Raw genomic sequence first — 25,264 nt, forward strand, 5'->3', positions numbered from 1 at the left:
CCGGGCGCGGTCACGTCGGGCTTGATCGCACCGTCGCCGACCCGCGGGCCCTGGCTGGAGAAGTCCGCCAGCTTGTCGTTGTCGTCGACCGCGCCCACGGTCAACGCCGCGTCCGCGCTGCCCGGCGAACCGACGGAGCCGGGCGATCCTGCGTTGCCCGCCGAGATGGCGAAGAGGATGCCCTTCTCCGCGGAGAGCTTGTCGACCTGCGCTTCGAGGGGGTCGACACCGGGGGTGTCGCCGCCGCCGAGGCTGAGGTTGACGACGTCGGCGCCCTCGGCGGCCGCCCAGTCCATGCCGGCGATGATCCCGGAGTCGTCTCCGTAGCCCTCGTCGTCGAGGACCTTGCCGTTGAGGAGCTTGGCGCCGGGTGCGACGCCCTTGAGCTTCCCGCCGGACTTGGCGCCCGTGCCCGCCGCGGTGGAGGCGACGTGCGTGCCGTGGCCGTAGCGGTCCTTGGCGTCCGCCGACTGCGTGAAGTTCTTCTCGCCGATCACCTGGTCCTTGAGGTCCGGGTGCGTGGCGTCGACACCGGTGTCCAGGACGGCGATCTTGACGCCCTTGCCGTCGTAGCCGGCGGCCCAGGCCTTGTCGGCGCCGATCTGCTTGACGCTCTTGTCGAGGGTCGCCTTGCGGATGCCGTCCAGCCAGACGTGGCTGATGCCGGAGGCCGCGGTGCGGGCGCCGTCCTTGCCGCTGGTGAGGGCGGCCCACAGGTCGACCGCGTCCTGCTTGGGCGTGCTGACGGCGTCGGCGTTCAGCGACTTCAGCGTCCTGCGGACGGTGGTGTCACCGGCGCCGCGGACCTCCGCCTTGGCGGCGGAGGCGGCTCCCTTGTAGCCGACGATGACCTTGAGGGCCTTCTTCTGCGCCGCGCGGTTGCGCTTCTTGTTCAGCTCCGTGACGTCGAACAGCCGCCTATCGACGGTGCCGTCGGCTATCAGGCGCTGGGCGTCGGCGGGTATCAGCAGGGTGTGCCCGCCGCTGCGCCGCACCTGTACGGGTATGTGCTCACGGCCCTTGGCGCGTTCGACTCCGACGACGCGGCCCTCGGCGTCGAGGACGGCGCGGTCACCGGTGATCAGGGTGACGCGGTCCTTGCCGACGCCCTTGACGAGTGCGCCCTCCGCCCCGGCCGACTGTCCCGCGGGTACTGGTGCCGCGGCCGCGGGGCTGGTCATGCCCGCCGCGAGAGCCACGGCGACCGCCGCGGCGACACTGGCCCCGCACGCTCTTTTCACTTGTCTGTGCAAGTCTCCCCCTGGAGGTTAAGGGGCTGCCGCCCCTCGGAGGTCGAAGTATGCCGAGGGGCGAACACCTGCTCAATAGTGGGGCGGGAGCGCAGAGTTGAGGCTGTCCGAAATTCATGCACCTTGACGGCAATTGGCCGGAACAAGGCAATTCGGGGATGGTCCGGCGGCCGGACCGGCGGCCGCCGCCGTGTGAGTGCCGGCGGCGCGCGCTCGGGTGACGCGATCAAGGTCGCGGTTGCCGCACACCCCCGCAGTGGAACCACAAGCGCCATGATCCCGACGCGACCCTTGCGCCCCCGTGGCGCGATCCGGCTGGCCTGTCTCTCCGCCGTCCTCTCCCTCACCACGGCCGCGTCGTCCGACCCGCACCCCTCGCAGTCCCGTCCCTCCGCGCACGGGAAGGGCGTGCTGAGGCAACGTACCGTCGGCCTCGACATCGCCGACCACCGCTGGCTGTGCGCCTCCGGCGGCTTCGGCCGGCCCTCCGAGCACCGCATCGATCTCTTCCCCGGCGTACGGGCCACCGTCGTCCAGGACGGCCGCGAGGTGAACGGGAACACCGTCACGTGGACCGGCCACGTCAAGGGCGCCCCGGACCGGCGGGCGGTGATCGCGGCGAGCCGGGTGTGCGGGCCTGCCGAGGAGACCCGGCCCGCCGTCGACGCCCTGGTCGACCTCGGGACGCGCACGTACCACGTCACGACCCTGCCGGGAGAGCGCCCGCGGCTACGGTTCACGGAGCAGGACCCGGGCGCGCACCACCGCCCCCGGCCCGACCGCACCGCCCTCGACGAGCGGGCCGCCCGCGCACCGCACGCTTCACTCCGGGACCTCGCCCCGGCCGATCCCGCCGCCCCCGTCGTCATCGACGTCCTGGCAGGACACACGCCCGCCGCGGTGCGGCGCGTGGGCGGCGAGGAGGCGATGGCGGCCCGCCTCGGGGTGGCCGAGTCCTATATGAACCAGGCCCTGGCCGACAGCGGCGTGGCCGCCAGCATCGACCTCGTCGCCCGTTACGACACCGGCTACCGGGGCGACCAGACGGCCGACCTCATGCTCGAGAAGCTCTCCGACGCCGGGGACCGCGACCTGGGGGCGGCCGCGCACCACCACCGGGAGCGGCTGGGCGTCGACCTGGTCACCGTCGTCAACGACGTGCCCGTCGGCTCGTCGGGCCAGGCCAGCCTGCCCACCGGGGGCCGCCTGGACAGCGAACTCGCCTATTCCGCCGTCGATGTCCAGTCCCTGGTCACGTGGTACAACCTCGGGCACGAACTCGGCCACAACCTCGGCCTGTTCCACGACCGCACCACCCTCGCCGAGCACCACGCCGGCGGCTCCTACGACCGGCTGCTCAACTCGCCCAGCGGCACCGGGTGGATCACCCCGCGCCGCGACCACTACTCCCTGATGGCCTACGGACAGAGCTGCGGCGCCCCCTGCGGCCCCGTCAACCAGTACTCGAACACCAGGAACACGATCGACGGCCAGCCGCTCGGCGACGAGAACAACGACAACGCGGCGCTGGCCCGCAGGACCGCGCCCGTCGTGGCGGGTTACCGCTCGCTGAAGGTCGCCCGTGTCCGGCACCCCCTCACACTGGAAACGAGCCCGAACGGCACGGTCCGGCCCGCCGTCCACGGCCCCTACACCCCCGGGACCACCGTCGGCCTCACGGCGGAACCGGCCGCCGGGTACCGCGTCGCCGCCTGGATCGTCGACGGCCGGCGCCACGACATCACCGAGGAGAACGTGACGCTGACGATGGACCGCCCGTACACGGTGAGCGCGGTCTTCGCCCCGGCGGCCGGGACGTGAGAGCGGCCCGCACCCGGTGGGGGTGCGGGCCGCTCGGGGACCGTGGAGTGACGAGGGATCAGACGGCGGAGCCGGCCTTCCACTGCGCCCAGTTCATGTTCCAGCCGTTCAGGCCGTTGTCCGGGGCGATGGTCTTGTCGCCGGTGTTGCGGACGTCGACGACGTCACCGGTGATCGAGTTCTCGTAGAACCAGGAGCCCGGGGTGCTCTTGTCGTTGGCGCCCTTGGCGTCCTGCAGACCGATGCAGCCGTGGCTGGTGTTGGCGCCGCCGAAGATGGAGGGCGAGCCCCAGTAGTTGCCGTGGATGAAGGTGCCGGAGCTCGACAGGCGCATGGCGTGCGGCACGTCCTTGATGTCGTACTCGCCCTTGCCGTCGCCGTCCTTGAAGCCGACGGTCGCGCCGTCCATGCGGGTCTCCTTGAACTTCTCGGAGATCACCATCTTGCCGTTGTACGTCTTGTTCTCGGGCGAGCCCGCGGAGATCGGGATGGACTTCACGACCTTGCCGTCTCGCGTGACCTTCATCGTCTTGGTCTTGGCGTCGACGATGGAGACCTGGTTGCGCCCGATCTTGAACTGGACGGTCTTCTGCTGCACTCCGTAGACACCGTCGGCACCCTCGACACCGTCGAGGTTCAGCTTCAGGGTGACGGTGGAGTTGCCCTTCCAGTAGTCCTGGGGGCGGAAGTCCAGACGGTTGTTGCCGAACCAGTGGCCGACGATCTCCTGGCCGCTGTCGGACGACACCTTGACCGCGGACTGCACTTCCTTCTTGTTCGTGATGCCCTTGTCGAAGTTGATCGACACGGGCATGCCGACGCCGACCGTGGAGCCGTCCTCGGGCGTGAAGTTCCCGATGAAGCTGTTGGCCTTAGAGACGGTCGTGAACGACGAGTTCTCGTGCGCCTTGCGGCCCTCCGAGTCCTTGGCGGTCGCCGAGATCTTGTACTTCGTGGCGCGCTCGAGCTGGCCGCTGGGCTTCCAGCTCTTCTTGTCCGCGGATATCTGGCCCTCGACGGCGGCGCCGCCGTCGGCCGGCTTCATCGTCACGTCCGTGAGCGTGCCCTCGCTGACGGTGACCTTGGCGGCGCTGTTGATGCTTGCGTTGTCGGAGCCGTTCTTCGGCGCGATCTTGATCTGGGCGGCGGAGGACTTCTTGGCCGCCGCCTCGTCGACCTGGTTCTGCGACTCCTTGCCGCCCGAGGCCTTGTCGCCGTCGTCGCCGCTGCACGCCGAGAGCACGAGCACGCCGCCCACCAGAGCGGACACGGCCGCGACGCTCCTGCGTCCGCGCCCGAGCCTGCGAGGCCTACTGTCCGTCATCACACGCATCTCCATAGTTGCCGAATCCCCGAAGTCATCCCCGGGACATCCCCGAGGGTCCCGGGATTCCCCCACAACCCCGCATAACGTCCTGCCCGGTTCGTCCCGTTCCACATCCGCGGAGAGTGTGGGGAACACCACGTCCGCGCTGCTGGACTGCCGCTGCCGGATTCCTCCGTGCCGATCACCGCGTCGATCATCGCGCTGGCTGAGACGACGGAACCCCGGGCGGCGGTTGCTGCCCGGGGTTCCCGATTCCGGTTTCTTCAACCCGAATCCGGGCTACCGCACATCGCCGTCTTCGCCATCCTCATCATCCTCGTCGTCCGCACCGTCGTAGTCCTCGTCCCCGTCCAGGTCCCAGTCCGGCGTATCGGGGTCGTAGTCGACCGGCTCGCTGCTCCACGAGGCCTGGCTGAGCTCGGTCCCCGGCACCTGGCTGACCAGGTCGAACGGGTCCACGAGGTAGGCGAGCGCCTCGGCGACGTCCTCCTGGACCGCGCTCTCCGCGTGCGCCCGCTCCTCGCCGGGCATCTGCTCGTCCTCGGCGATGCGGCCCAGGGCGGCGCCGGTCAGCTTCTCGGCGTCACCCACCTCGACCACCATTTCGACCCGCAGCCGTACAAACCGTGATGTCTCGTCTCCACTCATACGACGGAGCGTACGGCCCCCGCACCTCGCGACTTTCCCGCGACCCGCACCTTTCATTAGCATCGCCCCACACGGCCAATTCGCCAGCGCCACAAGGGGGATCCGATTCCGTGTCCGCACGCCGATCGTTGCTGACCACCGCCGCCGCGGGAGCCCTCCTCGGCGCCCTGTGCTTCGTCCCCTCCGCGAACGCGACGTCCCCCGCGACGCCCGACGCCCCCCACGAGAACCCGCCCACGCATTCGACCTCGACCTCGGCTTCCGCTGCTTCCGCTGCTTCCGCTGCTTCCGCGCATCACACGACCACGGCGTCGGCCCCCCGCCTGGCGGAGACGGGCGGCGGCTTCGACACGACCCCGTACGTCGTCGGCGGCACGGCGTTCCTGAGCCTGGGCGCGGGTTTCGTGGTCTTCTCGGTGCGCAGGGAACGGGACGGGCACTCCCTGACATGAGCGCCTCGGGCACGGGGTGGGACGACGCCGCGGTGGCGGCGGCCGGGGCGCGGGCCGGCGCGGACGTGGTCCGGGAGATGTACGGGCAGCGGCTCGACCGTTTCGACAAGGGGGCCGGGGACTTCGCCACCGCCGCCGACGTGGCCGCCGAGCAGGCGATCCTCGACGTCCTGCGTGCCGCGCGGCCGCGGGACTCGGTGCTCGGTGAGGAAGGCGGGCAGCGGGGTGCCGCCGATGCCGCGCGCCAGTGGCTGGTCGACCCGCTGTGCGGGACGTTGAACTACGCCGTCGGCACCATGCTCGTGGCCGTCAACGTCGCGCTGCGCGGCGGGGCGGCGGCGGTCGCCGACCCGTTCAGCGGCGAGGTCTTCCTCACCGACGGGGTGACGGCCCGAGTGCGGCGGGACGGGGCCGACGACGCCCCCTTGTCCCCCACGTCCGCCACCCGCCTCGTGGACGTCAACCTGGACCCGCCGTTCCCGAGCGCCCCCGGGTTCCGCGGCGTGGACCTGCTGGCCCACCCCGACTTCGTCGCACGGTTCAGGCCCCGGGCCGTGTCCTCGACGCTGGCCCTGGCCTGGGTCGCGGCCGGCAAGCGCGCCGCGTACGTCACCGACGGCGGCGACCTGTCCGAGAGCGTGCACTTCGCCGCCGGCATCGCCCTGTGCCGGGCCGCGGGCTGCGTGGTCACGGGGATCGACGGCGCGCCGCTCAGGGCCGGGGGCCGCGGACTCGTGGCGGCGGCGGACGGGGAGACGCACGGGTTGCTGATGGGGATGATGGGCGGCCGGGGTTAGAGCCTGTCTTTGAACCCCGTCGTTCGCGCTGAGCGCGGGCGCAGCGGCGGTCCGGGCGTGCGAGCGTGCGTGCCGGGCGTCGGGGCGCAGGCGGGGGTTCAAAGACAGGCTCTTAGCGGGGGCGGGGTCGCCCCGCACGACCGGGTTAGCGCGGACGAGGTCGCCCCGCACGACCGGGGCCAGCGAGGTCGAGGCCGCCCCGGACCCCTGACGCATAGGCGGACCATCCCGTCGGCGTCACGCGGACCGGCGACGGCGACGGCGACCCACGCCAGCCGCGCGACGCCCCGGTGCCGGGCACGCATCGGGCTGCGCCCGGGCCGCCCCCGTCGAGGGCACGCGAGCCGACGACGGGAAGCCACGCTGGGAGGGGGCGGGTGGGCGGGAAAGGGCCGCAACGACTCGGCGCGGGGCACGGATCGCACTGCGCCGGGCCACCCCGTCGAGGGCACACGAGCCGACGACAGCAAGCCACGCTCGGAGGGGGCGGGCGGGCGGGAAAAGGCCGTGACCACCCGGCGCGGGGCACAGATCGGGCTGCGCCACGCCGTCCGGCGCAAGGCACGGATCAACTGCGCCAGGTAGCCCCCCTCAACAGCAGGCAAGCCGGGAACGGCAAGCCCCGCTGGGAGGGGGCGGGCGGGCGGGAAAGGGCCGCAACGACTCGGTGCGGGGCACGGATCGCACTGCGCCGGGCCACCCCGTCGAGGGCACGCGAGCCGACGACAGCAAGCCACGTTGGGAGGGGGCGGGCGGGAAAAGGCCGTGACCACCCGGCGCGGGGCACGGGGGCGGGAGGGCAGGCCGTCCCGGCCGGGGCGAGAAGTCAGGCGGGCCCGGGAGGCTCCGGCCCGCCCCGCCCCCGCTAACGCCAGCGCCAGCACCCCGCTTACGCCAGCGCCCCCGTGACCGGCTCCACCGCCGCCACGAGCGCGCCCGTGCGCACGAACTCGTCCGCCGCCGCGAGGTCCGGGGCGAGGAAGCGGTCCGGGCCCGGGCCCTCGACGCCCGCCTTGCGGACCGCCTCGATGACCGCCTGCGTCGCGGGCGCCGGGGTGAGGCCCTCGCGGAGTTCGACGGCGCGCGTGGCGGCGTACAGCTCGACCGCGACGATGCGGGTCAGGTTGTCGACGGCCGTGCGGAGCTTGCGCGCCGCCGACCAGCCCATCGACACGTGGTCCTCCTGCATCGCGGAGGAGGGGATGGAGTCGGCCGACGCCGGGACGGCGAGGCGCTTCATCTCACTGACCAGCGCCGCCTGCGTGTACTGGGCGATCATCAGGCCGGAGTCGACGCCCGCGTCGTCCGCGAGGAACGGCGGCAGGCCGTGCGAGCGGTTTTTGTCGAGGAGGCGGTCGGTGCGCCGCTCGGCGATGGAGCCGAGGTCGGCCGCGGCGATGGCGAGGAAGTCCAGGACGTACGCGACCGGGGCGCCGTGGAAGTTGCCGTTCGACTCGACGCGCCCGTCGGGCAGTACGACGGGGTTGTCGACGGCGGCCGCCAGCTCGCGCTCGGCGACGAGCCGCGCGTGCGCCATCGTGTCCCGGCCCGCGCCCGCGACCTGCGGGGCACACCGCACCGAGTACGCGTCCTGCACGCGCGGAGCGTCGTCCTGGTGATGACCAGTGAGGCCCGAACCTGCCAGCACCGCAAGCATGTTGGCGGCGGAGGCGGCCTGGCCCGGGTGCGGGCGGATGGCGTGCAGCTCGGGCGCGAGGACCTTCTCCGTGCCGAGCAGCGCCTCCAGGGTGAGGGCGGCCGTGATGTCCGCCGACTTGTAGAGGTTCTCCAGGTCGGCCAGGGCCATGATCAGCATGCCGAGCATGCCGTCGGTGCCGTTGAGGAGGGCCAGGCCCTCCTTCTCGCGGAGCTCGACCGGCGCGATCCCGTGCGCGGCGAGCAGCTCGCCCGCGGGCTTCAGCTCGCCGTCGGGGCCCTCCGCGTCGCCCTCGCCCATCAGCGTCAGCGCGCAGTGGCTGAGCGGCGCGAGGTCGCCGGAGCAGCCGAGCGAGCCGTACTCGTGGACGACGGGCGTGATCCCCGCGTTCAGGACGTCGGCCATCGTCTGCGCGACTTCGGGGCGCACGCCCGTGTGGCCCGAGCAGACCGTCTTGAGGCGCAGGAACATCAGCGCGCGGACGACCTCGCGCTCCACGCGCGGGCCCATGCCGGCCGCGTGCGAGCGGACGATGTTGCGCTGGAGCTGCGCGCGGAGGTCGGGGCCGATGTGGCGGCTGGCCAGGGCGCCGAAGCCGGTCGAGACGCCGTACACGGGCTCGGGCTTCGCCGCGAGCGCGTCGACGATCTCCCGGGACCTGGCGAGCGCCGCCAGCGCCTCGGCGGTGAGTTCGATCCGTGCGTTCCCGCGCGCGACGGCGATGACGTCCGCCGCGGTCGTCCCGGAGGTCCCAAGGGCCACGGTGCCCACGCTGTGCATATCCATATTCAGCAGCGTACGGACTGAATCGCCGAGTGTCACGGGTGGGTTCCGCAGGAGCCACTTACCGCGAGGTCAGCCGCGTCCGAGCGCCCCGCGGAACGTCATCCCGTAGCGCCCCCGCAGCCTGCGGATCTCCCACACGGACAGCGCGGTCACCGAGACCGGCGCCCCCAGCATGAACGCGTAGAGCACCACGGGCGGCGCGGCCACCACCGCGTCGTCGAAGAACTGCAGGACCGCGAGGCCCCACAGCAGCACGGGCGACAGGACCGGCGGCAGGAGCTCGTGGATCGCCCCGGCGCGGAAGCAGCTGTTCACCGCGAACACGAGGAGGGCGACCGTGTAGACGAGGCCGACCAGGACGCCGACGAGGGCCGCGGCACCGGCGGCGAAGGAGAGCAGGTAGTAGAACAGGACCACCAGGAACGAGCCCTGGTTGTCGGTGAGCCCGATGCCCTCGCGCAGCACGTACAAGCAGAGCCAGACCACGCCGGCGCCCACCGCGAGTGCCGCCAGCGTGCCGAGCGGCTGGACGGACCGGCGCAGGTAGACGCGGCGCAGCGAGGCGTCGGCGAGGCCGATGAAGAGGCCGGCGGCGACGAGGATCGCGACCACCGCGAACCCCGCGGCGACCACCAGGTCCTCGATCTTCCCCACCACGAATTCCTCCCGCCCCTGCCGCAGCGGATAGGCGAAGACGAGCCACACGGTGGCGCCGAGCCCGAGCAGCGTCCGGCCGGACTGGAGCGCGGTGATGGTGCGGTCCTCGACGGCGCCGGGCCGGTCGGGGGTGCCGAAGCGGCGGGCGAGGTTCAGGGGCCGCGCGGCGACCCCGCGAACGCTTCGCGCCGGGGGCTGGGGAGCGGTTGGGGCGCGCCGGCCGGTGCCATACGCCGCCGAGCTCCCGCCGTACGTCCCGTACTGCCCGTCGTACGTCGCCGAGTTCCCGTCGTACGTCCTGCGTTGCCCGTCGTACGTCCCGTACTGCCCGTCGTACTGGCCGTACCCGTTCCTCTGATCGCTCAACGCCCGCTCCCCCGCGCGGTCTTGTGCGGTCCCGCGTACCGCGCGTCCCGGCTCCCGGGCGCGGGACACCCTAACTGATCATGCTCATGCTGCCGGGAGCCCGCACGGGTCTAGCCGGGGGAGCGCCGTCCCCTGAACCGCCGCCGCTCCCCCGCTCGGGGCGCACCCGGGGGCGAGTCGGCGAGCCGGACGACCGGGTCGTCCGCGCCCTCGCGCCCGGCCACTACCGGCTTCGCCGCGCGCGCGGCCTTCGCGCGGTACTGCGCCGCGTCGGCGAGGCGGAAGAGGCGGCGGGCCGAGCGCACCGGGCCGATCGGGTCCCCGGTCGACGCGACACCGCAGGCGACCCCGTCGCCCAGCTCCAACTCGGCCGCGCGCACACAGAGTTCGTCGGCGGCCCGCACCACCTCGTCGGCCGTGGGCCCGACCGAGAGGAGGCAGAACTCGTCGCCGCCGAGGCGCGCCGCGAGCGTTCCCGGCAGCATCGCGCCGCAGAGGGAGAGGACGGAGCCGAAGCGCTCCAGGAGACGGTCGCCGACCGCGTGCCCCTGGGTGTCGTTGACCCGCTTGAGCCCGTTCAGGTCGCAGACGACCAGGCTCACCACGGCACCGTCGGTGAGGTGCCGCTCCACCGCCTGGTCGAGCCGCAGGTCGACCGCGCGGCGGTTGGCGAGGCCCGTCAGCGCGTCCGTGTAGGCCAGCCGGCGCGCCTCCTCCAGGCGCTCGGTCTGGGCGATCCCGGCGGCCACCACGGCGGCGAGGACCGTCGCGAAGTCGGCGTCGGCGCGGCCGAAGACGGGTGCACCGGGCGGGCGCGCCACGTACAGCTCGCCCCACGCCCGCCCGTGCAGCACGACCGGCGCGACGACGCAGCAGCCGCGGCCCCTGCGGCGCAGCGCGGCGACACGCTGGTGGCAGTAGCCGGGCGCGCGGGAGTCCGCGGGGCCCTCGGCCGTCTCGACCCAGGCGTGCGGTTCGCCGCCGCCCGCCCAGTGCTCGTGCAGGAACTCGGTGATCTCCGGGAACCGGTTCACGGGGTACGCCTCGTTCTCCGGGAACTCGACCTCGCCCTGGACGCGCTGCCCGGCGTTCACCAGGACCCGCAGCCGGCCCAGTTCCCGCTCCCAGACGGACAGCGCGGCGAAGCTTCCGTTCAGCGCGCGGCAGGCGCCGGCGGCGGCCGCCCGCCAGGACTCACGCGGAGTCTGCGCGGCGGCCATTCCCTGCGCCAGCTCCACCACGGCCCGCAGCCGGACGTCCTCTCCCATTTCCCCAGGTTAGGAGGTTTAGGGCATTTTGGAACTTTGGGGCAGTTCACTCCCCGGGCCACTCCGGCTTCCGCTTCTCGTTGAACGCCGCGACGCCCTCCGCCCGGTCCCCCGAGAACGCCACCGTGCGCCAGGCCGCGTCCTCGACCTCCAGGCCCGCCCGCAGGTCGAGGCCGTGCCCGAGCCGCAGGGCGCGCTTGGCCGCGCGCAGGCCGACGGGCGAGTTGGCGGCGATGCGGGCGCCGAGCGCCAGCGCCTCCGTACGGGCCTCGCCCTCCGCCACCAACAGGTCGACCAGGCCCAACTCCCGTGCCTCGGCGGCCTCCACGCGGCGCGCCGAGAAGATCAGTTCGGCGGCTCGGGCGGCGCCGACGCGGCGCGGCAGGAGCTGGGTGCCGCCGCCGCCCGGGATGACGCCGACGGACACCTCGGGGAGCCCGACGACCGCGGTCGGGTCGGCGACGATCATGTCGCAGGAGAGCGCGAGCTCGAACCCGCCGCCGAGCGCGAAGCCGTGCACGGCGGCGACGGTGGGCATGGGCAGCTCCAGTACGCCGGTGTAGGAGGCCCGGGTCGTGGGGCGCTGGCGGCGCAACTCGGCGTCGCTGAACGAGTTCCGCTCCTTCAGGTCGGCGCCCACGCAGAAGGCGCGCTCGTGCGTGGAGGTCAGGACGACGACGCGGGCGTCCGGGTCGTCGCAGAGCGCGGCGCAGGCGGCGGCGATGGAGCGGGCCATCTCCGAGGAGACGGCGTTCATCGCCTTGGGGCGGTCCAGGACGAGCTCGACGACGTGGCCGTGCCGCCTGACCGCCACGTACTCCCCGTACCGCTGCTCGTCACCCATGACGCCTCCTCCACCTCCGGTTAACGACCGTTACCCGGGGATCATGTCAGGCGGGGGCGGCTCCGGAAAGGGGTGGGCGGACGCCCTAGGAGCCGCGGCGGGCCAGCAGCCACGGTTCGACGATGCCGAGGCCGCGGACGGGCCGCTGCCACATCGGCTGGAGCGCGAAACGGTAGGTGGGCGGCTCCTCGCCCTCCTTCTCGGCCACGGCCGCCGCCTCCGCGGCCTCCGTCTCGGAGGCGGGCGCGTCGCCCGTCCGCGTCAGCTCCTCCGCGAGCGCGCCGTCCACGAGGACCGCGTCGCGAGGCGCTATCGACGTCAGCCTGCTCGCGAGGTTCACGGTCGTGCCGAAGACGTCGCCCATGCGGGTCGTCACGGTGCCGAAGGCGATGCCGACGCGCAGCTCCGGCATCGTCTCGTCGTTGGCCATGGTCTCGATGAGCCGCAGCGCGATCTCCGCGGCGACGCCCGCGTCGTCGGCGGCGTACAGCACCTCGTCGCCGAGGGTCTTGATGAGCCGTCCGCCGTGCGCGGCGACGAGGTCCGCCGCGGTGGTCTCGAAGGCCTCGACGAGCTCGCCGAGCTCCTCCTCCTCCATGCGGCGGGTCAGCCGGGTGAAGCCGACGAGGTCGGCGAAGCCGACGGCGAGCCTGCGGTCGACCATCTCCTCGTCGTCCGCGGCCTGCACGACGCGTCCCGTGGCCGCGGCGAGCTGCCTGCGCCACACGTAGACGAGGAACTCCTCCAGCTCGGGCAGGAGCAGCTCGACCAGCGGATACGTGACTTCCGTACGCGTCATTCCGGGCTCGGGCGGCTCCGTCAGGCCCTCCAGGAAGGAGTCGATCTGCCACTCCGCGAGCCGGGCCGTGGTCTGGCCCGTCGACCTGGCCACCTGTACGGCCATGGCCTCGCTGAGCAGCCCGGCCTCGACCAGACCGGCGAGCCGCCGCAGGGCGAGGACGTCCGCCTCGGTCAGCGCCTTGGCCTGGCCGATGTCGGGAAAGCCCATGGCCCGCCAGAAGCGGGACGCCAGCTCCATCGAGACGCCCGCGCTGCGCGCCGCCTGGAAGGGCGTGTAGCGGCGGTCGGCGCCGAGGATCAGCTGCTCGAGGCGGAGCGCGAGCGGGTCCCGCTCGGCGTCGTCCTCGCTCTTCCCGTCCACCTCGGGGACTCCAGAGACGTCTCTCGCACCGTCCGGCACCGCACCCTCCGCCCCGCCGTCACGGGCGGCCACGGAGCCGGGGGTACGGCCGGACCCGTCGTCGGGGGCGGGGTGCACGCCCTCGCCGAAGCCCGTGTCGTCGCCGGTCACGCCTGCTGCCCTTCCGATCTGCCGCGGTCAGGTATCGACCGGCGTCAACTTTACGGCAGGTGTGCCGCAGCTCACTCCCGACTCCCGGGACCGGCGCCTTGACGCCGACGATCCCATCCCCGCGCCCCCCTGAGCACCGCCACCCGTCCGGCGCCCCGGCCCCGCGCCGTCCGGCCCCCGCACGCCCGCCGTGGCTGGTCGCGCAGTTCCCCCGCGCCCCTGGAAAGCGTGCCGTCACCCGCCCGGCGCTGTGTCGCGTATGCCGCGCCATGCCGGTTAGCCCGTGCACGCCCGCCGTGGCCCGGTCGCGCAGTTCCCCGCGCCCCTGGCAAGCGTGCCGTCACCCGCCAAGCGCTGCACCGCGTGTGCCGCGCCGTGCCGGTTGGCCCCTGCACGCCCGTCGTGGCCCGGTCGCGCAGTTCCCCGCGCCCCTGGAAAGCGTGCCGTCACCCGCCAAGCGCTGCACCGCGTGTGCCGCGCCATGCCGGTTGGCCCCCGCACGCCCGTCGTGGCCGATCGCGCAGTTCCCCGCGCCCCTACAAAGCGCCGTCACCCGCCCAGCGCCCCGCACCCCGCACCACCTGCAAAGCACCGTCACCCGCCCAGCGCCCCGCACCCCGCACCCCGCACCACCTGCAAAGCGTGCCGCCGCCCGCCCTACCCCGCCGGGCGCAGATGCACGATGTCCCCCGCTCCCACCGGCTGCTGTACGCCCTCCTCCGTGGCCAGGACCAGGCGGCCGTCGCCGTCTACGGCTACTGCCTCGCCCAGGATGGAGCGGTCGCCGGGGAGTTCCGCGCGGACTCGGCGGCCGAGGGTCGCGCAGCCGGCGGCGTAGGTTTCCTGGAGGCGGGAGGCGGCCGGGTCGCCTCCCGCGGCGCGCCAGTCGCCGTACCACTGTTCCAGGGAGCGCAGCACGGCCCGCAGCAGCGGGTCGCGGTCCGTGGCCTTCGCGCCGGCCAGGGCGAGCGAGCCCGCCGTCGGCACGGGCAGCTCGTCCTCGTGGAGGGTGACGTTGAGGCCTACGCCGATGACGATGCCGCCGCCAGAGGCGGAGCCGGCCCGCTCCGCGAGGATGCCGCCGGCCTTGCGCTCCTGGTCGCCGACAGTCACCAGGAGGTCGTTGGGCCACTTGAGTGCCGTGTCGACGCCTGCTGCCCGCGAGACGCCCGTGGCGACCGCGACCCCGGTGAGCAGCGGCAGCCAGCCCCACCGTTCGACCGGCACGTCGGCGGGCTTGAGCAGCACGGAGAAGAACAGGCCCGAGCGGGCGGGCGCGGACCAGCGGCGGTCGAGGCGGCCGCGGGCCGCGCTCTGCTCCTCGGCGACGAGGACGGCCCCCTCGGGGAGCTCGTCCGCGCGGGCCGCGAGGTCGGAGTTGGTGGAGCCGGTGGAGGGGACGACCTCCAGGGAGGTCCACAGGGCGCCGTCCCGCACCAGGGCGCGCCGCAGCGAGGCGGCGTTCAGGGGCGGCCGGTCGAGGTCGGACCAGCGGTTGTCTTCAGCATCTGGCGGCGTCATGCAAGCCACCTTAGGTGTGGTAAACGCCGCACTGCCGAACCGTATCCGCGCCGATACGCTACGGGTCAGTAGCCAGCCGCACAGCCGTAGACAAGCACCTTTGAGCAGGCAGGGAGCCGCATCCCGATGTCCGAGCCGGAACAGCCCAACGTGCCCGCGTCAGACCGCACCGCCGAAGACGGCGCCACCGACATCCATACGACCGCGGGAAAACTTGCCGACCTGCAGCGCCGCATCGAGGAGGCCAAGCACGCGGGCTCGGCCCGCGCGGTCGAGAAGCAGCACGCCAAGGGGAAGCTGACGGCGCGCGAGCGCGTGGAACTCCTGCTCGACGAGGGCTCCTTCGTCGAGCTCGACGAGTTCGCGCAGCACCGGTCGACCAACTTCGGCCTGGAGAAGAACCGGCCGTACGGCGACGGCGTGGTGACCGGTTACGGCACCGTCGACGGCCGCCCGGTCGCCGTGTTCTCGCAGGACTTCACCGTCTTCGGCGGCGCGCTCGGCGAGGTCTTCGGGCAGAAGATCGTCAAGGTCATGGACTTCGCGCTGAAGACCGGCTGCCCGGTCATCGGCATCAACGACTCCGGTGGCGCCCGCATCCAGGAGGGCGTCATGGCCCTCGGGATGTACGGCGAGATCTTCCGCAGGAACACGCACGCGTCCGGCGTCATCCCGCAGATCTCCCTGGTCGTCGGGCCGTGCGCGGGCGGCGCCGTCTACTCGCCCGCCATCACCGACTTCACGGTCATGGTCGACCAGACCTCGCACATGTTCATCACCGGGCCCGACGTCATCAAGACCGTCACCGGTGAGGACGTCGGCTTCGAGGAGCTGGGCGGCGCCCGCACGCACAACTCGACGTCGGGCGTGGCCCACCACATGGCGGGCGACGAGAAGGACGCCATCGAGTACGTCAAGTCCCTGCTGTCCTACCTGCCGTCCAACAACCTCAGCGAGCCGCCCGCCTTCCCCGAGGAGGCCGACCTGGCGCCCACGGACGAGGACCTGGCGCTGGACACGCTGATCCCGGACAGCGCCAACCAGCCGTACGACATGCACGGCGTGATCGAACACGTCCTGGACGACGGCGAGTTCTTCGAGACGCAGCCGCTGTTCGCGCCGAACATCCTCACCGGCTTCGGCCGCGTCGAGGGCCACCCGGTGGGCATCGTCGCCAACCAGCCGATGCAGTTCGCGGGCTGTCTCGACATCGACGCCTCCGAGAAGGCCGCGCGGTTCGTGCGCACCTGCGACGCGTTCAACGTGCCGGTCCTGACCTTCGTGGACGTGCCGGGCTTCCTGCCGGGCGTCGAGCAGGAGCACACGGGCATCATCCGGCGCGGCGCGAAGCTCATCTACGCGTACGCGGAGGCCACCGTCCCGCTGATCACGATCATCACGCGCAAGGCCTTCGGCGGCGCGTACGACGTGATGGGCTCCAAGCACCTGGGCGCCGACCTGAACCTCGCGTGGCCGACCGCGCAGATCGCGGTGATGGGCGCGCAGGGCGCGGTGAACGTGCTACACCGCCGCACCATCGCCGCCGCCGGTGACGAGGCGGCCCAGGAGGCGGCCCGCGCCCGGCTCATCCAGGAGTACGAGGACGCGCTGCTCAACCCGTACACGGCGGCCGAGCGCGGCTACGTGGACGCGGTGATCATGCCGTCGGAGACCCGGTCCCATCTCGTACGCGGTCTGCGTCAGCTGCGCACGAAGCGGGAATCCCTCCCTCCGAAGAAGCACGGCAACATCCCCCTGTAGGACGCGATCAGTAAGGAGCCCTCGTGATCAAGGTCGTACGGGGCAACCCCACCCCGGAGGAGCTCGCGGCCGCCCTGGCGGTCGTCCAGGTGCGCGCCGCGGCGGTCGCCGGTCAGCCGTCCGGCGCGCCCGCGCTGCCCGACTCCTGGGCCGACCCCGCGCGCGTGGCCCGGCACCGGCTGCCCGCCCCGTCCCCGACGGCGTGGGGCCGTACCTACTGGCCCGGATAGCCGCCGGACGGGTACCTCGGGCCGGGAACCTGAGTATGCGTACTCAGGCGTCCCGGCCCGCCCGGTCGCACTATCGACTGCATGCTGTGGTCGGATCCGGAGGACAACCCTCCGAAGGACATGCGGGACCTTCAGGCGAGGATGCGCCGCACGGGACTGGTCCTCGCCCTCGCGATGGTGATCGCGATGTTCGTCCTCGGCATCCACTGAGTGCGCTCGGCATCTACTGAGTGCGCTCGCCATCCGCTGAGTGCGTTCGTCCGCACGCGCTCGCTACGCTGACCGCATGAGTGATCAGCCCCGCCGTCTCGTCCTCGCCTCCCAGTCGCCCGCCCGGCTCGGCCTGCTCCGCCAGGCGGGGCTCGCCCCCGAGGTGATCGTCAGCGGCGTCGACGAGGACAAGGTGTCCGCGCCCACCCCCGCCGAGCTCGCGCTCGCCCTGGCCGAGGCCAAGGCGTCCGTGGTCGCCGCGCGGCCCGAGGCGAAGGGCGCGCTGGTCGTCGGCTGCGACTCGGTCCTCGAGCTGGACGGCGAGGCGCTCGGCAAGCCCGCCGACGCCGAGGAGGCCACCGCCCGCTGGAAGTCCATGCGCGGCCGCGCGGGCGTGCTCCAGACCGGCCACTGCGTGTACGACACCGCCTCCGGCCGGTACGCGTCGGCGACGGCGTCGACCGTGGTCCGCTTCGGCGAGCCCTCCGACGACGAGATCGCCGCCTACGTGGCGACCGGCGAACCGCTGCACGTGGCGGGCGCGTTCACCCTGGACGGGCGCTCGGCGCCGTTCGTCGACGGCATCGAGGGCGACCACGGGAACGTCATCGGCCTCTCGCTGCCGCTGCTGCGCCGCCTGCTCGCGGAACTGGGCGTCGGGATCACGGAGTTGTGGCGGAAGTAGACAGCAGGGGCTGGGACTGCGACTGCTGCGCCTTCCTCTCGTACGCCACGAGCGGCAGGACGATCAGGCCGAGCACGACCATCATGAAGGCGAACGCGGCCCAGCCGACCAGGCCGACGGTGAGGGCGCCGAGCACGCCGTGCACGACGGCGCAGCTGATCAGGAGCGTCCGCCCGAAGGTGCCCGGCGCGCGGTCGCGCACGGCGGTGCGGGCCAGGGTGAGGGCGCACAGCGCCAGATAGCCGCCGAAGAGGGCGCCGGCGATCCAGGTCGACACGGACATCGCGTGCGGGTCGAGGCCCGCCAGGGACATGTCCTGGTTGTCGACGACGAGGCCGAGGAACCAGTTGAGGAGCGCGATGCCGACCGCCTCCGCGAGGAGAACGATCGCGCCAACCCAGGCCATCGGTCTGCGCGCCACGGCGCCCACCCTCTTCCGCTTGCTGTTACCGCCAGTACGTCCGAGCCATCGCGAACGCTACTAACCGGTAGAACGGGGGACAAGAGCCGTGCCGCAGGCAAAGAATCATTGGGCCATTCGTAGGGACTCCACAAAGAAAGCCCCGCCTCCGCAGCGCTGACTCACAGAGACCTTGGCCACATCGGAGGGCTACGCTGCCGGGGAGGGACCCTGCGTACCGCGGTACGACAAGGGATTTCACGAACCTAGCCGGTCTCGAGTCACACTCCGTGTGGGCAAGCTCACCATTGGGGACGGGTCGTAAGCCCGTGTCGGCAGTCCCTAAACTCGGCTTGTTTCAAGGAGGGAGCCATCGTGCGCAAGGTGCTCATCGCCAACCGTGGCGAAATCGCTGTCCGCGTTGCCCGGGCATGCCGGGATGCGGGGATCGCGAGCGTAGCCGTCTACGCAGACCCTGACCGGGACGCGCTGCATGTACGGGCAGCCGATGAGGCGTTCGCGCTGGGCGGTGACACTCCGGCCACCAGCTACCTGGACATCTCCAAGGTGCTGGCCGCGGCCAAGGACGCGGGGGCGGATGCCATCCACCCCGGCTACGGCTTCCTTTCGGAGAACGCCGACTTCGCGCAGGCCGTCATCGACGCGGGCCTGAACTGGATCGGCCCCCCGCCGCAGGCCATCCGTGACCTGGGCGACAAGGTCGCCGCGCGGCACATCGCGCAGCGCGCGGGTGCCCCGCTGGTCGCGGGCACCCCCGACCCGGTCTCCGGCGCCGAGGAGGTCGTGGCGTTCGCGGAGGAGAACGGCCTGCCGATCGCGATCAAGGCGGCGTTCGGCGGTGGCGGGCGCGGGCTGAAGGTGGCCCGCACCCTGGAAGAGGTCCCGGAGCTGTATGACTCCGCGGTGCGCGAGGCGGTGGCCGCCTTCGGCCGCGGCGAGTGCTTCGTGGAGCGCTACCTGGACAAGCCGCGGCACGTGGAGACCCAGTGCCTCGCGGACAAGCACGGCAACGTGGTGGTCGTCTCCACCCGTGACTGCTCGCTGCAGCGCCGCCACCAGAAGCTCGTCGAGGAGGCGCCCGCGCCGTTCCTGACCCCCGAGCAGAACGAGCAGCTGTACGCGGCCTCCAAGGCGATCCTGCGCGAGGCGGGCTACGTCGGCGCGGGCACCGTGGAGTTCCTCGTCGGTGTGGACGGCACGATCTCCTTCCTGGAGGTCAACACCCGTCTGCAGGTGGAGCACCCGGTCACCGAGGAGGTCGCCGGCATCGACCTGGTCCGTGAGATGTTCCGCATCGCCGACGGCGAGGAGCTCGGCTACGGCGATCCCGAACTGCGCGGTCATTCCTTCGAGTTCCGCATCAACGGTGAGGACCCGGGCCGCAACTTCCTGCCCGCGCCGGGCACCGTCACCACGTTCGCGCCGCCCTCGGGCCCCGGTGTCCGCCTGGACGCGGGCGTGGAGTCCGGCTCGGTCATCGGCCCGGCCTGGGACTCGCTGCTGGCCAAGCTGATCGTCACCGGTGCCACCCGTGAGCAGGCGCTGCAGCGTGCCGCCCGCGCACTGGAGGAGTTCACCGTGGAAGGCATGGCCACCGCCATCCCCTTCCACCGTGCCGTGGTCAAGGACCCGGCGTTCGCGCCCGAACTGACCGGCTCCACCGGCCCGTTCACGGTCCACACCCGCTGGATCGAGACGGAGTTCGTCAACGAGATCAAGCCGTTCACCGCGGCCGCGGACACCGAGACGGACGAGGAACCGGGCCGCGAGACGGTCGTCGTCGAGGTCGGCGGCAAGCGCCTGGAGGTCTCGCTGCCCTCCTCCCTGGGGATGACCATCGCGCGCACCGCGGCGGCGGGCGGCGCCCGCCCCAAGCGGCGCGCGGCCAAGAAGTCCGGCCCGGCCGCCTCCGGTGACACCCTCGCCTCGCCCATGCAGGGCACGATCGTCAAGGTCGCGGTCGAGGAGGGCCAGGAGGTCAACGAGGGCGACCTGATCGTCGTCCTGGAGGCCATGAAGATGGAACAGCCCCTCAACGCGCACCGCTCGGGCACCATCAAGGGCCTCACCGCGGAGGTCGGCGCCAGCCTCACCTCCGGCGCGGTCATCTGCGAGATCAAGGACTGACCCCGTTCCTCGATCGCCGGACGGGCTGGATTTCAAGCCCGTCCGGCGATTGAGGACGAACTCGGCGGAGCCGGTGACCGACGGTGCTCCGGTGCGGAGCCGTCGCCCCCGCAACCGCCCCCGCCCGCCCCGCGTCCTTTCCCCCGTAGAACCGAAGACCACGGGGGGACTTCAGTGACACGTACGGGGGACGTACTGTGCCTGCTGGCCGCGGCAGGCGTCAGCGCAGGCACCGGCTGGCTCGCGGCCACCGCCGACACCGGGCAGCGCTACGAGGCGGGACTCGTCCTGGGCCTCGCCGTCGGCCTCTCCGTGGCGCTCCTGCGCCGCTTCACCGAGCTGCCGCTGGGCAGACGCCGCCCCTACGCCTTCGCCCTGCCGCTGCCCGCGCCCGACTGGCGCGCCCCGCTGCCGGACCCGCACGGCGATCCCGAGGCCCTGCTCCCGCACGCCGAGCAGCGGGCCGAGCTGCTCAGCGACGCGTCCGCGCTCGGCGACACGCTCTGCCACACCTGCTCGCTCGCACCGGAACTCCACGCCGAGCTCGGCTCCTTCGCCGTCACGGCGGCCATCCAGGCGAGCAACTCGGTGATCCTCCCCATCGGCGACGGACCGCGGTCCCCGGACCCGGCGTACGACGCCGCGCACGCGCTCGGGGAGCTCGTGGCGGGCATCGAGTTCAGCCGCATCGGGATGCGCGCCCTGGAGGCGCTGGTGACGGAAGAGCCGCTGCGGCCGGACCCGCCCTGCTACTTCAACCCGCTGCACGAGCGCGGCCACGCGCGCGTGAAGCTGCCCATCGCTCCGGAGGGCACCGAGGAGGTCGCCGCCTGCCACGGCTGCGCGCGCGAGCCCGCGCCGCTCCTCGTGCCGTCGGCGGCGGGCCCGGTGCCGTACTACGAAAGCGACGCCGTCGACCCGCGCTGGCGGCTGCTCGGCTACGGCGCGGCGACGCCGGACAACGGCGCCACGATGATCGCCGCGGCCCGCGACGGCTTCCGCCCCAGCCCCGCCGGCTACCGCACGAAGGTGAGTTGATGATCATGGGTGACCTGGTCGCGGGGGTGCTGACCGGACTCGCCGTGGGCAGCGGCGTCACGTATCCGCTGGTGCTCTGGCTGGTACGGAATCTGCGCGGCGGCGCCCTGCCGCCGCACCGGCGCGAGCGCAGGGCCAGGGCGGAGCTGGACGCCTTCTTCGCCCGCCGGTAACCCCGACCGGCCGATCGCGCTCCGCGGGCAGTGGCATCCTTGAGGGACGCGTACGTTCACGAAGGGTGCGGGGATGACGACCGGCATGAGCCAGCACGCGAGAGCGCCGCGGCAGGCGGCACAGTCGGCGCGCACCATGCGGGCCGACGCCCGCCGCAACTACGACCGGCTGCTCGCCGAGGGCCGCGCCGCCTTCGCCGAGCACGGCACGGGCGCCTCCCTGGAGGACGTGGCACGCCGCGCGGGCGTCGGCATCGGCACGCTCTACCGGCACTTCCCCAACCGGCACGCGCTGATGAGCGCCGTCTGGGAGGACGCGGTGAGCGACCTCCTCGCGCGCTCGCACGCCCTGCTCGACGACCCGCAGCCTTGTTCGGCACTGGTGGCGTGGCTGCGCGCCATCATCACTCATGCGGGTGAGTACCGCGGCCTGTCGAGCGCCCTCATGTCGGCGTCGCACGACGACACTTCGGCGCTCGCACGGTGCAGCAAGCCGATGCGCGAGGCGGGCGCGGCGCTGCTCGCCCGCGCCCAGGAGGCAGGGGCGGTGCGCCCCGACGTCTCCATCTCCGACCTGCTCCAGCTGACCAACGCGATCTCACTGGCGGCCGAGGAGACCCCGGACGACCCGGAGCTCGCCGACCGCCTGCTCACGCTGACCCTGCGGGGCCTGAAGGCCGACGGGCAGGCCACGGCGTAACACCGTGCCCCCGTCCGCTCCCGGCCCCGCCCGGTTCAGCGGCGGCGCAGGTCCGCGACGCGCGCGGCCCGCTCCCCGGGCGGCTGCTCCCCGAGGATCGCACTGCGCAACTGCTGGCCCGGGCCCGCCCCGTGGGTGCGACGCTGCCCCGGCAGGGGCATGTCCCGGCGCGGCTGGCGCCCCGCAGGGACGGAATCGACACCCGGCCCGGCGTTAGGGCCGGCGGCACCGCCGGCCACCGCGATCTGCACACCCTGGTCGGCCAGGGCCTGCAGTTCCGTGGCGGCACGGTCGTCGTGCCCCGGTGGTTCGTCCGTGACCAGGCGGGTGATGACGTCCGTCGGCACCGTCTGGAACATCGTGTCGGTGCCGAGCTTGGTGTGGTCGGCGAGGACCACGACCTCGGCCGCCGCCTGGACCAGCGCACGGTCCACGCTCGCGGAGAGCATGTTGGACGTGGAGAGGCCGCGCTCGGCGGTCAGACCACTGCCCGAGAGGAACGCGCGGGACACCCGCAGCCCCTGGAGGGACTGCTCGGCCCCGCTGCCCACGAGGGCGTAGTTCGAACCGCGCAGGGTGCCGCCGGTCATGACGACCTCCACCCGGTTGGCGTGGGCCAACGCCTGTGCCACCAGAAGGGAGTTGGTGACGACGGTCAGACCGGGCACCCGCGCGAGCCGTCGGGCCAGCTCCTGCGTGGTCGTACCCGCCCCGACGACGATGGCTTCGCCTTCTTCGACGAGACCCGCCGCGAGATCGGCGATTGCCGTCTTCTCGGCGGTCGCGAGATGTGATTTCTGCGGAAAGCCGGACTCCCGCGTGAATCCGCCCGGCAATACCGCACCGCCATGTCGGCGGTCGAGGAGTCCTTCTGCCTCCAGCGCGCGCACGTCCCGCCGTACGGTCACTTCGGAGGTCTGGACGACGCGGGCGAGCTCACGGAGCGATACCGCCCCGTTGGCCCGCACCATTTCGAGGATCAATTGGCGACGTTCTGCAGCGAACACGAAACTGACAGTAACCCCAACGACCGTCTGCTTTCAGCAGTTTGCGCCGAATTACAGAAGTTGTTCGCACAGCAGGACAGGAAGTGGTATAGGTGCTTACTCGCTGTGCCTATGCCGCGCGAATGGGCGACAACAGTGCGTGACCTGCGAGGAGTTGATTCAGGCCGCCGTCCCGATCAGCCCTCGCCCGCCGTCTTCCGGGTGTGGAGCTGACGTGCCACCTCGGCGATCGACCCCGAAAGCGACGGGTACACGGTGAACGCATTCGCGATCTGCTCGACCGTCAGATTGTTGTCGACCGCGATCGAGATGGGATGGATCAGTTCCGAAGCGCGCGGCGCGACGACCACACCGCCGACCACGATCCCCGTTCCCGGCCGGCAGAAGATCTTGACGAAACCGTCGCGGATGCCCTGCATCTTCGCGCGCGGATTGCGCAGCAGCGGGAGTTTGACGACGCGTGCGTCGATCTTTCCGCCGTCGACGTCGGCCTGGCTGTAGCCGACGGTGGCGATCTCCGGGTCGGTGAAGACGTTCGCCGACACGGCCTTCAGGTTCAGCGGCTGCACCGCGTCGCCCAGGAAGTGGTACATCGCGATGCGCCCCTGCATGGCGGCGACGGAGGCCAGCGCGAAGATCCCGGTCACGTCACCGGCCGCGTACACGCCCGGCGCCGACGTCCGCGACACCTTGTCGGTCCAGATGTGCCCGGACTCCTTCAGCTTGACCCCGGCCTCCTCCAGGCCCATGCCGCTGCTGTTCGGGATGGCGCCGACGGCCATCAGGCAGTGCGTGCCGGAGATGACGCGCCCGTCGGCGAGCATGACCTCGACCCGGTCCCCGACCCGCTTGGCGGAGGCGGCACGCGAACGGGACATCACGTTCATCCCGCGGCGCCGGAAGACGTCCTCCAGGACGGCGGCGGCGTCCGGGTCCTCACCGGGCAGCACGCGGTCACGGCTGGACACAAGCGTGACGTTCGACCCGAGAGCCTGATAGGCACCGGCGAACTCGGCACCGGTGACACCCGACCCGACCACGATGAGCTCCTCGGGCAGCTCGTCGAGGTCGTACACCTGCGTCCAGTTCAGGATCCGCTCGCCGTCGGGCTGCGCGTCGGGCACCTCGCGCGGGTGACCGCCGGTCGCGATCAGCACGGCGTCGGCGACGAGGGTCTCCTCGCTCCCGTCGGCGGCCCGCACCACGACCTTCCGCGACCCGTCGGTGTCCTGCTGCCCTTCGAGCCGCCCACGGCCGCGCATCACACGCGCACCGGCCCTCGTCACCGACGCGGTGATGTCGTGGGACTGCGCGAGCGCGAGACGCTTCACACGGCGGTTGACCTTGCCCAGGTCCACACCCACCACGCGCGCGGGGCTGTCGATGTGCGGGGTGTCGTCCGCGACGATGATCCCCAGCTCCTCGTACGAGGAGTCGAAGGTGGTCATCACCTCGGCCGTGGCGATCAGAGTCTTGGACGGCACGCAGTCGGTGAGCACCGACGCCCCGCCCAGACCGTCGCAGTCGACGACGGTCACCTCCGCGCCGAGCTGGGCGGCCACGAGCGCCGCCTCATATCCGCCGGGTCCGCCGCCAATGATCACGATCCGAGTCACGTACTCCATTGTCCCGCACGCTTCAAGGTGATCACGCGCCGGGGCCCTCCGTCCGTGCGAGGACCCCCCGTCCGGGCGGTCCTTCCTCTTCAGGAGGGGCGTACTTGATTGCTGCCGTACCCTCGACGTCATGTCGCTCTACGCCGCGTACGCCGGCAATCTGGATCCGCGGCTCATGTCACGCCGCGCCCCGCACTCACCGCTGCGCGCGACCGGCTGGCTGAACGGCTGGCGGCTCACCTTCGGCGGGGAGCACATGGGCTGGGAAGGCGCGCTCGCCACCCTCGTGGAGGCCCCGCGCTCCCAGGTCTTCGTCACGCTCTACGACATCGCCCCCATGGACGAGGACTCCATGGACCGCTGGGAAGGCGTCGGGCTCGACATCTACCGGCGCATGCGGGTCCGCGTCCACACGCTGGAGGCAGAGGAACCGGCCTGGGTGTACGTACTCAACGGTTACGAGGGCGGGCTCCCCTCGGCGCGCTACCTGGGCGAGCTCGCGGACGCCGCCGAATCGGCCGGAGCCCCCCACGACTACGTGATGGAACTCCGCAAACGCCCCTGCTGACGTCACCGGTCACCCTTCTCGT

General features: G+C 72.3%; 24 protein-coding genes. 12 read left to right on the plus strand and 12 right to left on the minus strand.

Going from position 1 to position 25,264, the window contains the following annotated elements; genetic code table 11:
• Positions 1–1,181: S8 family serine peptidase (locus ACI2L3_RS15610; RefSeq protein WP_404752919.1), on the minus strand; the 1,181-nt coding region annotated here is incomplete at its 3' end.
• A 342-nt stretch (positions 1,182–1,523) separates the two neighbouring features.
• On the opposite strand from ACI2L3_RS15610, the gene ACI2L3_RS15615 reads away from it, so the two are divergent.
• A complete protein-coding gene (locus tag ACI2L3_RS15615) occupies positions 1,524–3,071 on the plus strand; it encodes a reprolysin-like metallopeptidase (protein WP_404752920.1) in 1,548 nt (515 codons plus the stop codon).
• A gap of 58 nt (positions 3,072–3,129) precedes the next feature.
• On the opposite strand, the gene ACI2L3_RS15620 is transcribed toward ACI2L3_RS15615, so the two are convergent.
• Positions 3,130–4,395: an Ig-like domain-containing protein gene (locus ACI2L3_RS15620; RefSeq protein WP_404752921.1), complete on the minus strand. Its 1,266-nt coding sequence runs from the start codon at positions 4,393–4,395 to the stop codon at positions 3,130–3,132.
• 282 nt (positions 4,396–4,677) lie between these two features.
• Positions 4,678–5,046: a hypothetical protein gene (locus ACI2L3_RS15625; RefSeq protein ID WP_404752922.1), complete on the minus strand. Its 369-nt coding sequence runs from the start codon at positions 5,044–5,046 to the stop codon at positions 4,678–4,680.
• A 110-nt stretch (positions 5,047–5,156) separates the two neighbouring features.
• Here ACI2L3_RS15625 and ACI2L3_RS15630 point away from each other — a divergent pair, with 110 nt between their 5' ends.
• Positions 5,157–5,498: a hypothetical protein gene (locus ACI2L3_RS15630; RefSeq protein ID WP_404752923.1), complete on the plus strand. Its 342-nt coding sequence runs from the start codon at positions 5,157–5,159 to the stop codon at positions 5,496–5,498.
• Positions 5,495–6,295, plus strand: coding sequence for an inositol monophosphatase family protein (locus tag ACI2L3_RS15635; protein ID WP_404752924.1), 801 nt, complete (start codon positions 5,495–5,497; stop codon positions 6,293–6,295). Before ACI2L3_RS15630 ends, ACI2L3_RS15635 begins: the two co-directional genes overlap by 4 nt.
• Before the next feature lie 889 nt (positions 6,296–7,184).
• Here ACI2L3_RS15635 and hutH read toward each other — a convergent pair.
• The 6 genes from hutH to ACI2L3_RS15665 all read right to left on the minus strand — a co-directional run bounded on the left by hutH (position 7,185) and on the right by ACI2L3_RS15665 (position 14,706).
• Positions 7,185–8,738, minus strand: coding sequence for a histidine ammonia-lyase (gene hutH / locus ACI2L3_RS15640; RefSeq protein WP_404752925.1), 1,554 nt, complete (start codon positions 8,736–8,738; stop codon positions 7,185–7,187).
• A 69-nt stretch (positions 8,739–8,807) separates the two neighbouring features.
• Positions 8,808–9,761 (minus strand): hypothetical protein, encoded by a 954-nt coding sequence (locus ACI2L3_RS15645; RefSeq protein ID WP_404752926.1) that lies wholly within the window; start codon positions 9,759–9,761, stop codon positions 8,808–8,810.
• Between the two features lie 110 nt (positions 9,762–9,871).
• Positions 9,872–11,029, minus strand: coding sequence for a diguanylate cyclase domain-containing protein (locus tag ACI2L3_RS15650; RefSeq protein WP_404752927.1), 1,158 nt, complete (start codon positions 11,027–11,029; stop codon positions 9,872–9,874).
• Positions 11,030–11,075: 46 nt separating this feature from the next.
• Positions 11,076–11,873: an enoyl-CoA hydratase/isomerase family protein gene (locus ACI2L3_RS15655; RefSeq protein ID WP_404752928.1), complete on the minus strand. Its 798-nt coding sequence runs from the start codon at positions 11,871–11,873 to the stop codon at positions 11,076–11,078.
• Positions 11,874–11,958: 85 nt separating this feature from the next.
• Entirely contained in the window at positions 11,959–13,035 is a 1,077-nt protein-coding gene (locus tag ACI2L3_RS15660) for an adenylate/guanylate cyclase domain-containing protein (RefSeq protein WP_404753296.1), read from the minus strand.
• 807 nt (positions 13,036–13,842) lie between these two features.
• Complete coding sequence (locus ACI2L3_RS15665; protein WP_404752929.1) at positions 13,843–14,706, minus strand: biotin--[acetyl-CoA-carboxylase] ligase; 864 nt, start codon at positions 14,704–14,706, stop codon at positions 13,843–13,845.
• A gap of 126 nt (positions 14,707–14,832) precedes the next feature.
• Here ACI2L3_RS15665 and ACI2L3_RS15670 point away from each other — a divergent pair, with 126 nt between their 5' ends.
• From ACI2L3_RS15670 to ACI2L3_RS15685, 4 genes are all read left to right on the plus strand, one after another.
• Complete coding sequence (locus ACI2L3_RS15670; RefSeq protein WP_404752930.1) at positions 14,833–16,467, plus strand: acyl-CoA carboxylase subunit beta; 1,635 nt, start codon at positions 14,833–14,835, stop codon at positions 16,465–16,467.
• 23 nt (positions 16,468–16,490) lie between these two features.
• Complete coding sequence (locus tag ACI2L3_RS15675) at positions 16,491–16,697, plus strand: acyl-CoA carboxylase subunit epsilon (RefSeq protein WP_365365909.1); 207 nt, start codon at positions 16,491–16,493, stop codon at positions 16,695–16,697.
• Positions 16,698–16,778: 81 nt separating this feature from the next.
• Positions 16,779–16,907 (plus strand): morphogenic membrane protein MmpB, encoded by a 129-nt coding sequence (mmpB, locus tag ACI2L3_RS15680; RefSeq protein WP_362998787.1) that lies wholly within the window; start codon positions 16,779–16,781, stop codon positions 16,905–16,907.
• A 76-nt stretch (positions 16,908–16,983) separates the two neighbouring features.
• Complete coding sequence (locus ACI2L3_RS15685; protein WP_404752931.1) at positions 16,984–17,592, plus strand: nucleoside triphosphate pyrophosphatase; 609 nt, start codon at positions 16,984–16,986, stop codon at positions 17,590–17,592.
• On the opposite strand, the gene ACI2L3_RS15690 is transcribed toward ACI2L3_RS15685, so the two are convergent.
• Positions 17,570–18,013, minus strand: a complete 444-nt coding sequence (locus ACI2L3_RS15690) for a hypothetical protein (RefSeq protein WP_404752932.1) — start codon at positions 18,011–18,013, stop codon at positions 17,570–17,572. The two genes, ACI2L3_RS15685 and ACI2L3_RS15690, sit on opposite strands and share 23 nt — an antisense overlap.
• 354 nt (positions 18,014–18,367) lie before the next feature.
• On the opposite strand from ACI2L3_RS15690, the gene ACI2L3_RS15695 reads away from it, so the two are divergent.
• The 4 genes from ACI2L3_RS15695 to ACI2L3_RS15710 all read left to right on the plus strand — a co-directional run bounded on the left by ACI2L3_RS15695 (position 18,368) and on the right by ACI2L3_RS15710 (position 22,051).
• Positions 18,368–20,140, plus strand: coding sequence for an acetyl/propionyl/methylcrotonyl-CoA carboxylase subunit alpha (locus tag ACI2L3_RS15695; RefSeq protein ID WP_404752933.1), 1,773 nt, complete (start codon positions 18,368–18,370; stop codon positions 20,138–20,140).
• 174 nt (positions 20,141–20,314) lie between these two features.
• A complete protein-coding gene (locus ACI2L3_RS15700; protein ID WP_404752934.1) occupies positions 20,315–21,178 on the plus strand; it encodes a hypothetical protein in 864 nt (287 codons plus the stop codon).
• 5 nt (positions 21,179–21,183) lie between these two features.
• Positions 21,184–21,351, plus strand: a complete 168-nt coding sequence (locus tag ACI2L3_RS15705; RefSeq protein ID WP_404752935.1) for a hypothetical protein — start codon at positions 21,184–21,186, stop codon at positions 21,349–21,351.
• A gap of 136 nt (positions 21,352–21,487) precedes the next feature.
• Positions 21,488–22,051: a TetR/AcrR family transcriptional regulator gene (locus ACI2L3_RS15710; protein ID WP_404753297.1), complete on the plus strand. Its 564-nt coding sequence runs from the start codon at positions 21,488–21,490 to the stop codon at positions 22,049–22,051.
• A 35-nt stretch (positions 22,052–22,086) separates the two neighbouring features.
• Here the strand turns inward: ACI2L3_RS15710 and ACI2L3_RS15715 are convergent, their stop codons facing one another.
• Both ACI2L3_RS15715 and ACI2L3_RS15720 read right to left on the minus strand, forming a co-directional pair.
• Positions 22,087–23,058: a DeoR/GlpR family DNA-binding transcription regulator gene (locus ACI2L3_RS15715; RefSeq protein ID WP_404752936.1), complete on the minus strand. Its 972-nt coding sequence runs from the start codon at positions 23,056–23,058 to the stop codon at positions 22,087–22,089.
• 176 nt (positions 23,059–23,234) lie between these two features.
• Positions 23,235–24,683 (minus strand): NAD(P)H-quinone dehydrogenase, encoded by a 1,449-nt coding sequence (locus ACI2L3_RS15720; protein WP_404752937.1) that lies wholly within the window; start codon positions 24,681–24,683, stop codon positions 23,235–23,237.
• A 121-nt stretch (positions 24,684–24,804) separates the two neighbouring features.
• Between ACI2L3_RS15720 and ACI2L3_RS15725 the strand changes: the two genes are divergently transcribed.
• A complete protein-coding gene (locus tag ACI2L3_RS15725; protein ID WP_365365929.1) occupies positions 24,805–25,242 on the plus strand; it encodes a gamma-glutamylcyclotransferase in 438 nt (145 codons plus the stop codon).
• Positions 25,243–25,264 lie beyond the last annotated feature (22 nt).

Source organism: Streptomyces sp. NPDC029674, assembly GCF_044903205.1.
In the GTDB taxonomy this organism is placed as follows: domain Bacteria; phylum Actinomycetota; class Actinomycetes; order Streptomycetales; family Streptomycetaceae; genus Streptomyces.

Excerpts from the sequence above, each read along its gene's own strand:
- ACI2L3_RS15615 (WP_404752920.1), top strand. The coding sequence starts at position 1,524 with ATGATCCCGACGCGACCCTTGCGCCCCCGTGGCGCGATCCGGCTGGCC.
- ACI2L3_RS15620 (WP_404752921.1), bottom strand. The coding sequence starts at position 4,395 with ATGACGGACAGTAGGCCTCGCAGGCTCGGGCGCGGACGCAGGAGCGTC.
- ACI2L3_RS15625 (WP_404752922.1), bottom strand. The coding sequence starts at position 5,046 with ATGAGTGGAGACGAGACATCACGGTTTGTACGGCTGCGGGTCGAAATG.
- ACI2L3_RS15635 (WP_404752924.1), top strand. The coding sequence starts at position 5,495 with ATGAGCGCCTCGGGCACGGGGTGGGACGACGCCGCGGTGGCGGCGGCC.
- hutH (WP_404752925.1), bottom strand. The coding sequence starts at position 8,738 with ATGGATATGCACAGCGTGGGCACCGTGGCCCTTGGGACCTCCGGGACG.
- ACI2L3_RS15650 (WP_404752927.1), bottom strand. The coding sequence starts at position 11,029 with ATGGGAGAGGACGTCCGGCTGCGGGCCGTGGTGGAGCTGGCGCAGGGA.
- ACI2L3_RS15655 (WP_404752928.1), bottom strand. The coding sequence starts at position 11,873 with ATGGGTGACGAGCAGCGGTACGGGGAGTACGTGGCGGTCAGGCGGCAC.
- ACI2L3_RS15665 (WP_404752929.1), bottom strand. The coding sequence starts at position 14,706 with ATGACGCCGCCAGATGCTGAAGACAACCGCTGGTCCGACCTCGACCGG.
- ACI2L3_RS15670 (WP_404752930.1), top strand. The coding sequence starts at position 14,833 with ATGTCCGAGCCGGAACAGCCCAACGTGCCCGCGTCAGACCGCACCGCC.
- mmpB (WP_362998787.1), top strand. The coding sequence starts at position 16,779 with ATGCTGTGGTCGGATCCGGAGGACAACCCTCCGAAGGACATGCGGGAC.
- ACI2L3_RS15685 (WP_404752931.1), top strand. The coding sequence starts at position 16,984 with ATGAGTGATCAGCCCCGCCGTCTCGTCCTCGCCTCCCAGTCGCCCGCC.
- ACI2L3_RS15705 (WP_404752935.1), top strand. The coding sequence starts at position 21,184 with ATGGGTGACCTGGTCGCGGGGGTGCTGACCGGACTCGCCGTGGGCAGC.
- ACI2L3_RS15710 (WP_404753297.1), top strand. The coding sequence starts at position 21,488 with ATGCGGGCCGACGCCCGCCGCAACTACGACCGGCTGCTCGCCGAGGGC.
- ACI2L3_RS15720 (WP_404752937.1), bottom strand. The coding sequence starts at position 24,683 with ATGGAGTACGTGACTCGGATCGTGATCATTGGCGGCGGACCCGGCGGA.
- ACI2L3_RS15725 (WP_365365929.1), top strand. The coding sequence starts at position 24,805 with ATGTCGCTCTACGCCGCGTACGCCGGCAATCTGGATCCGCGGCTCATG.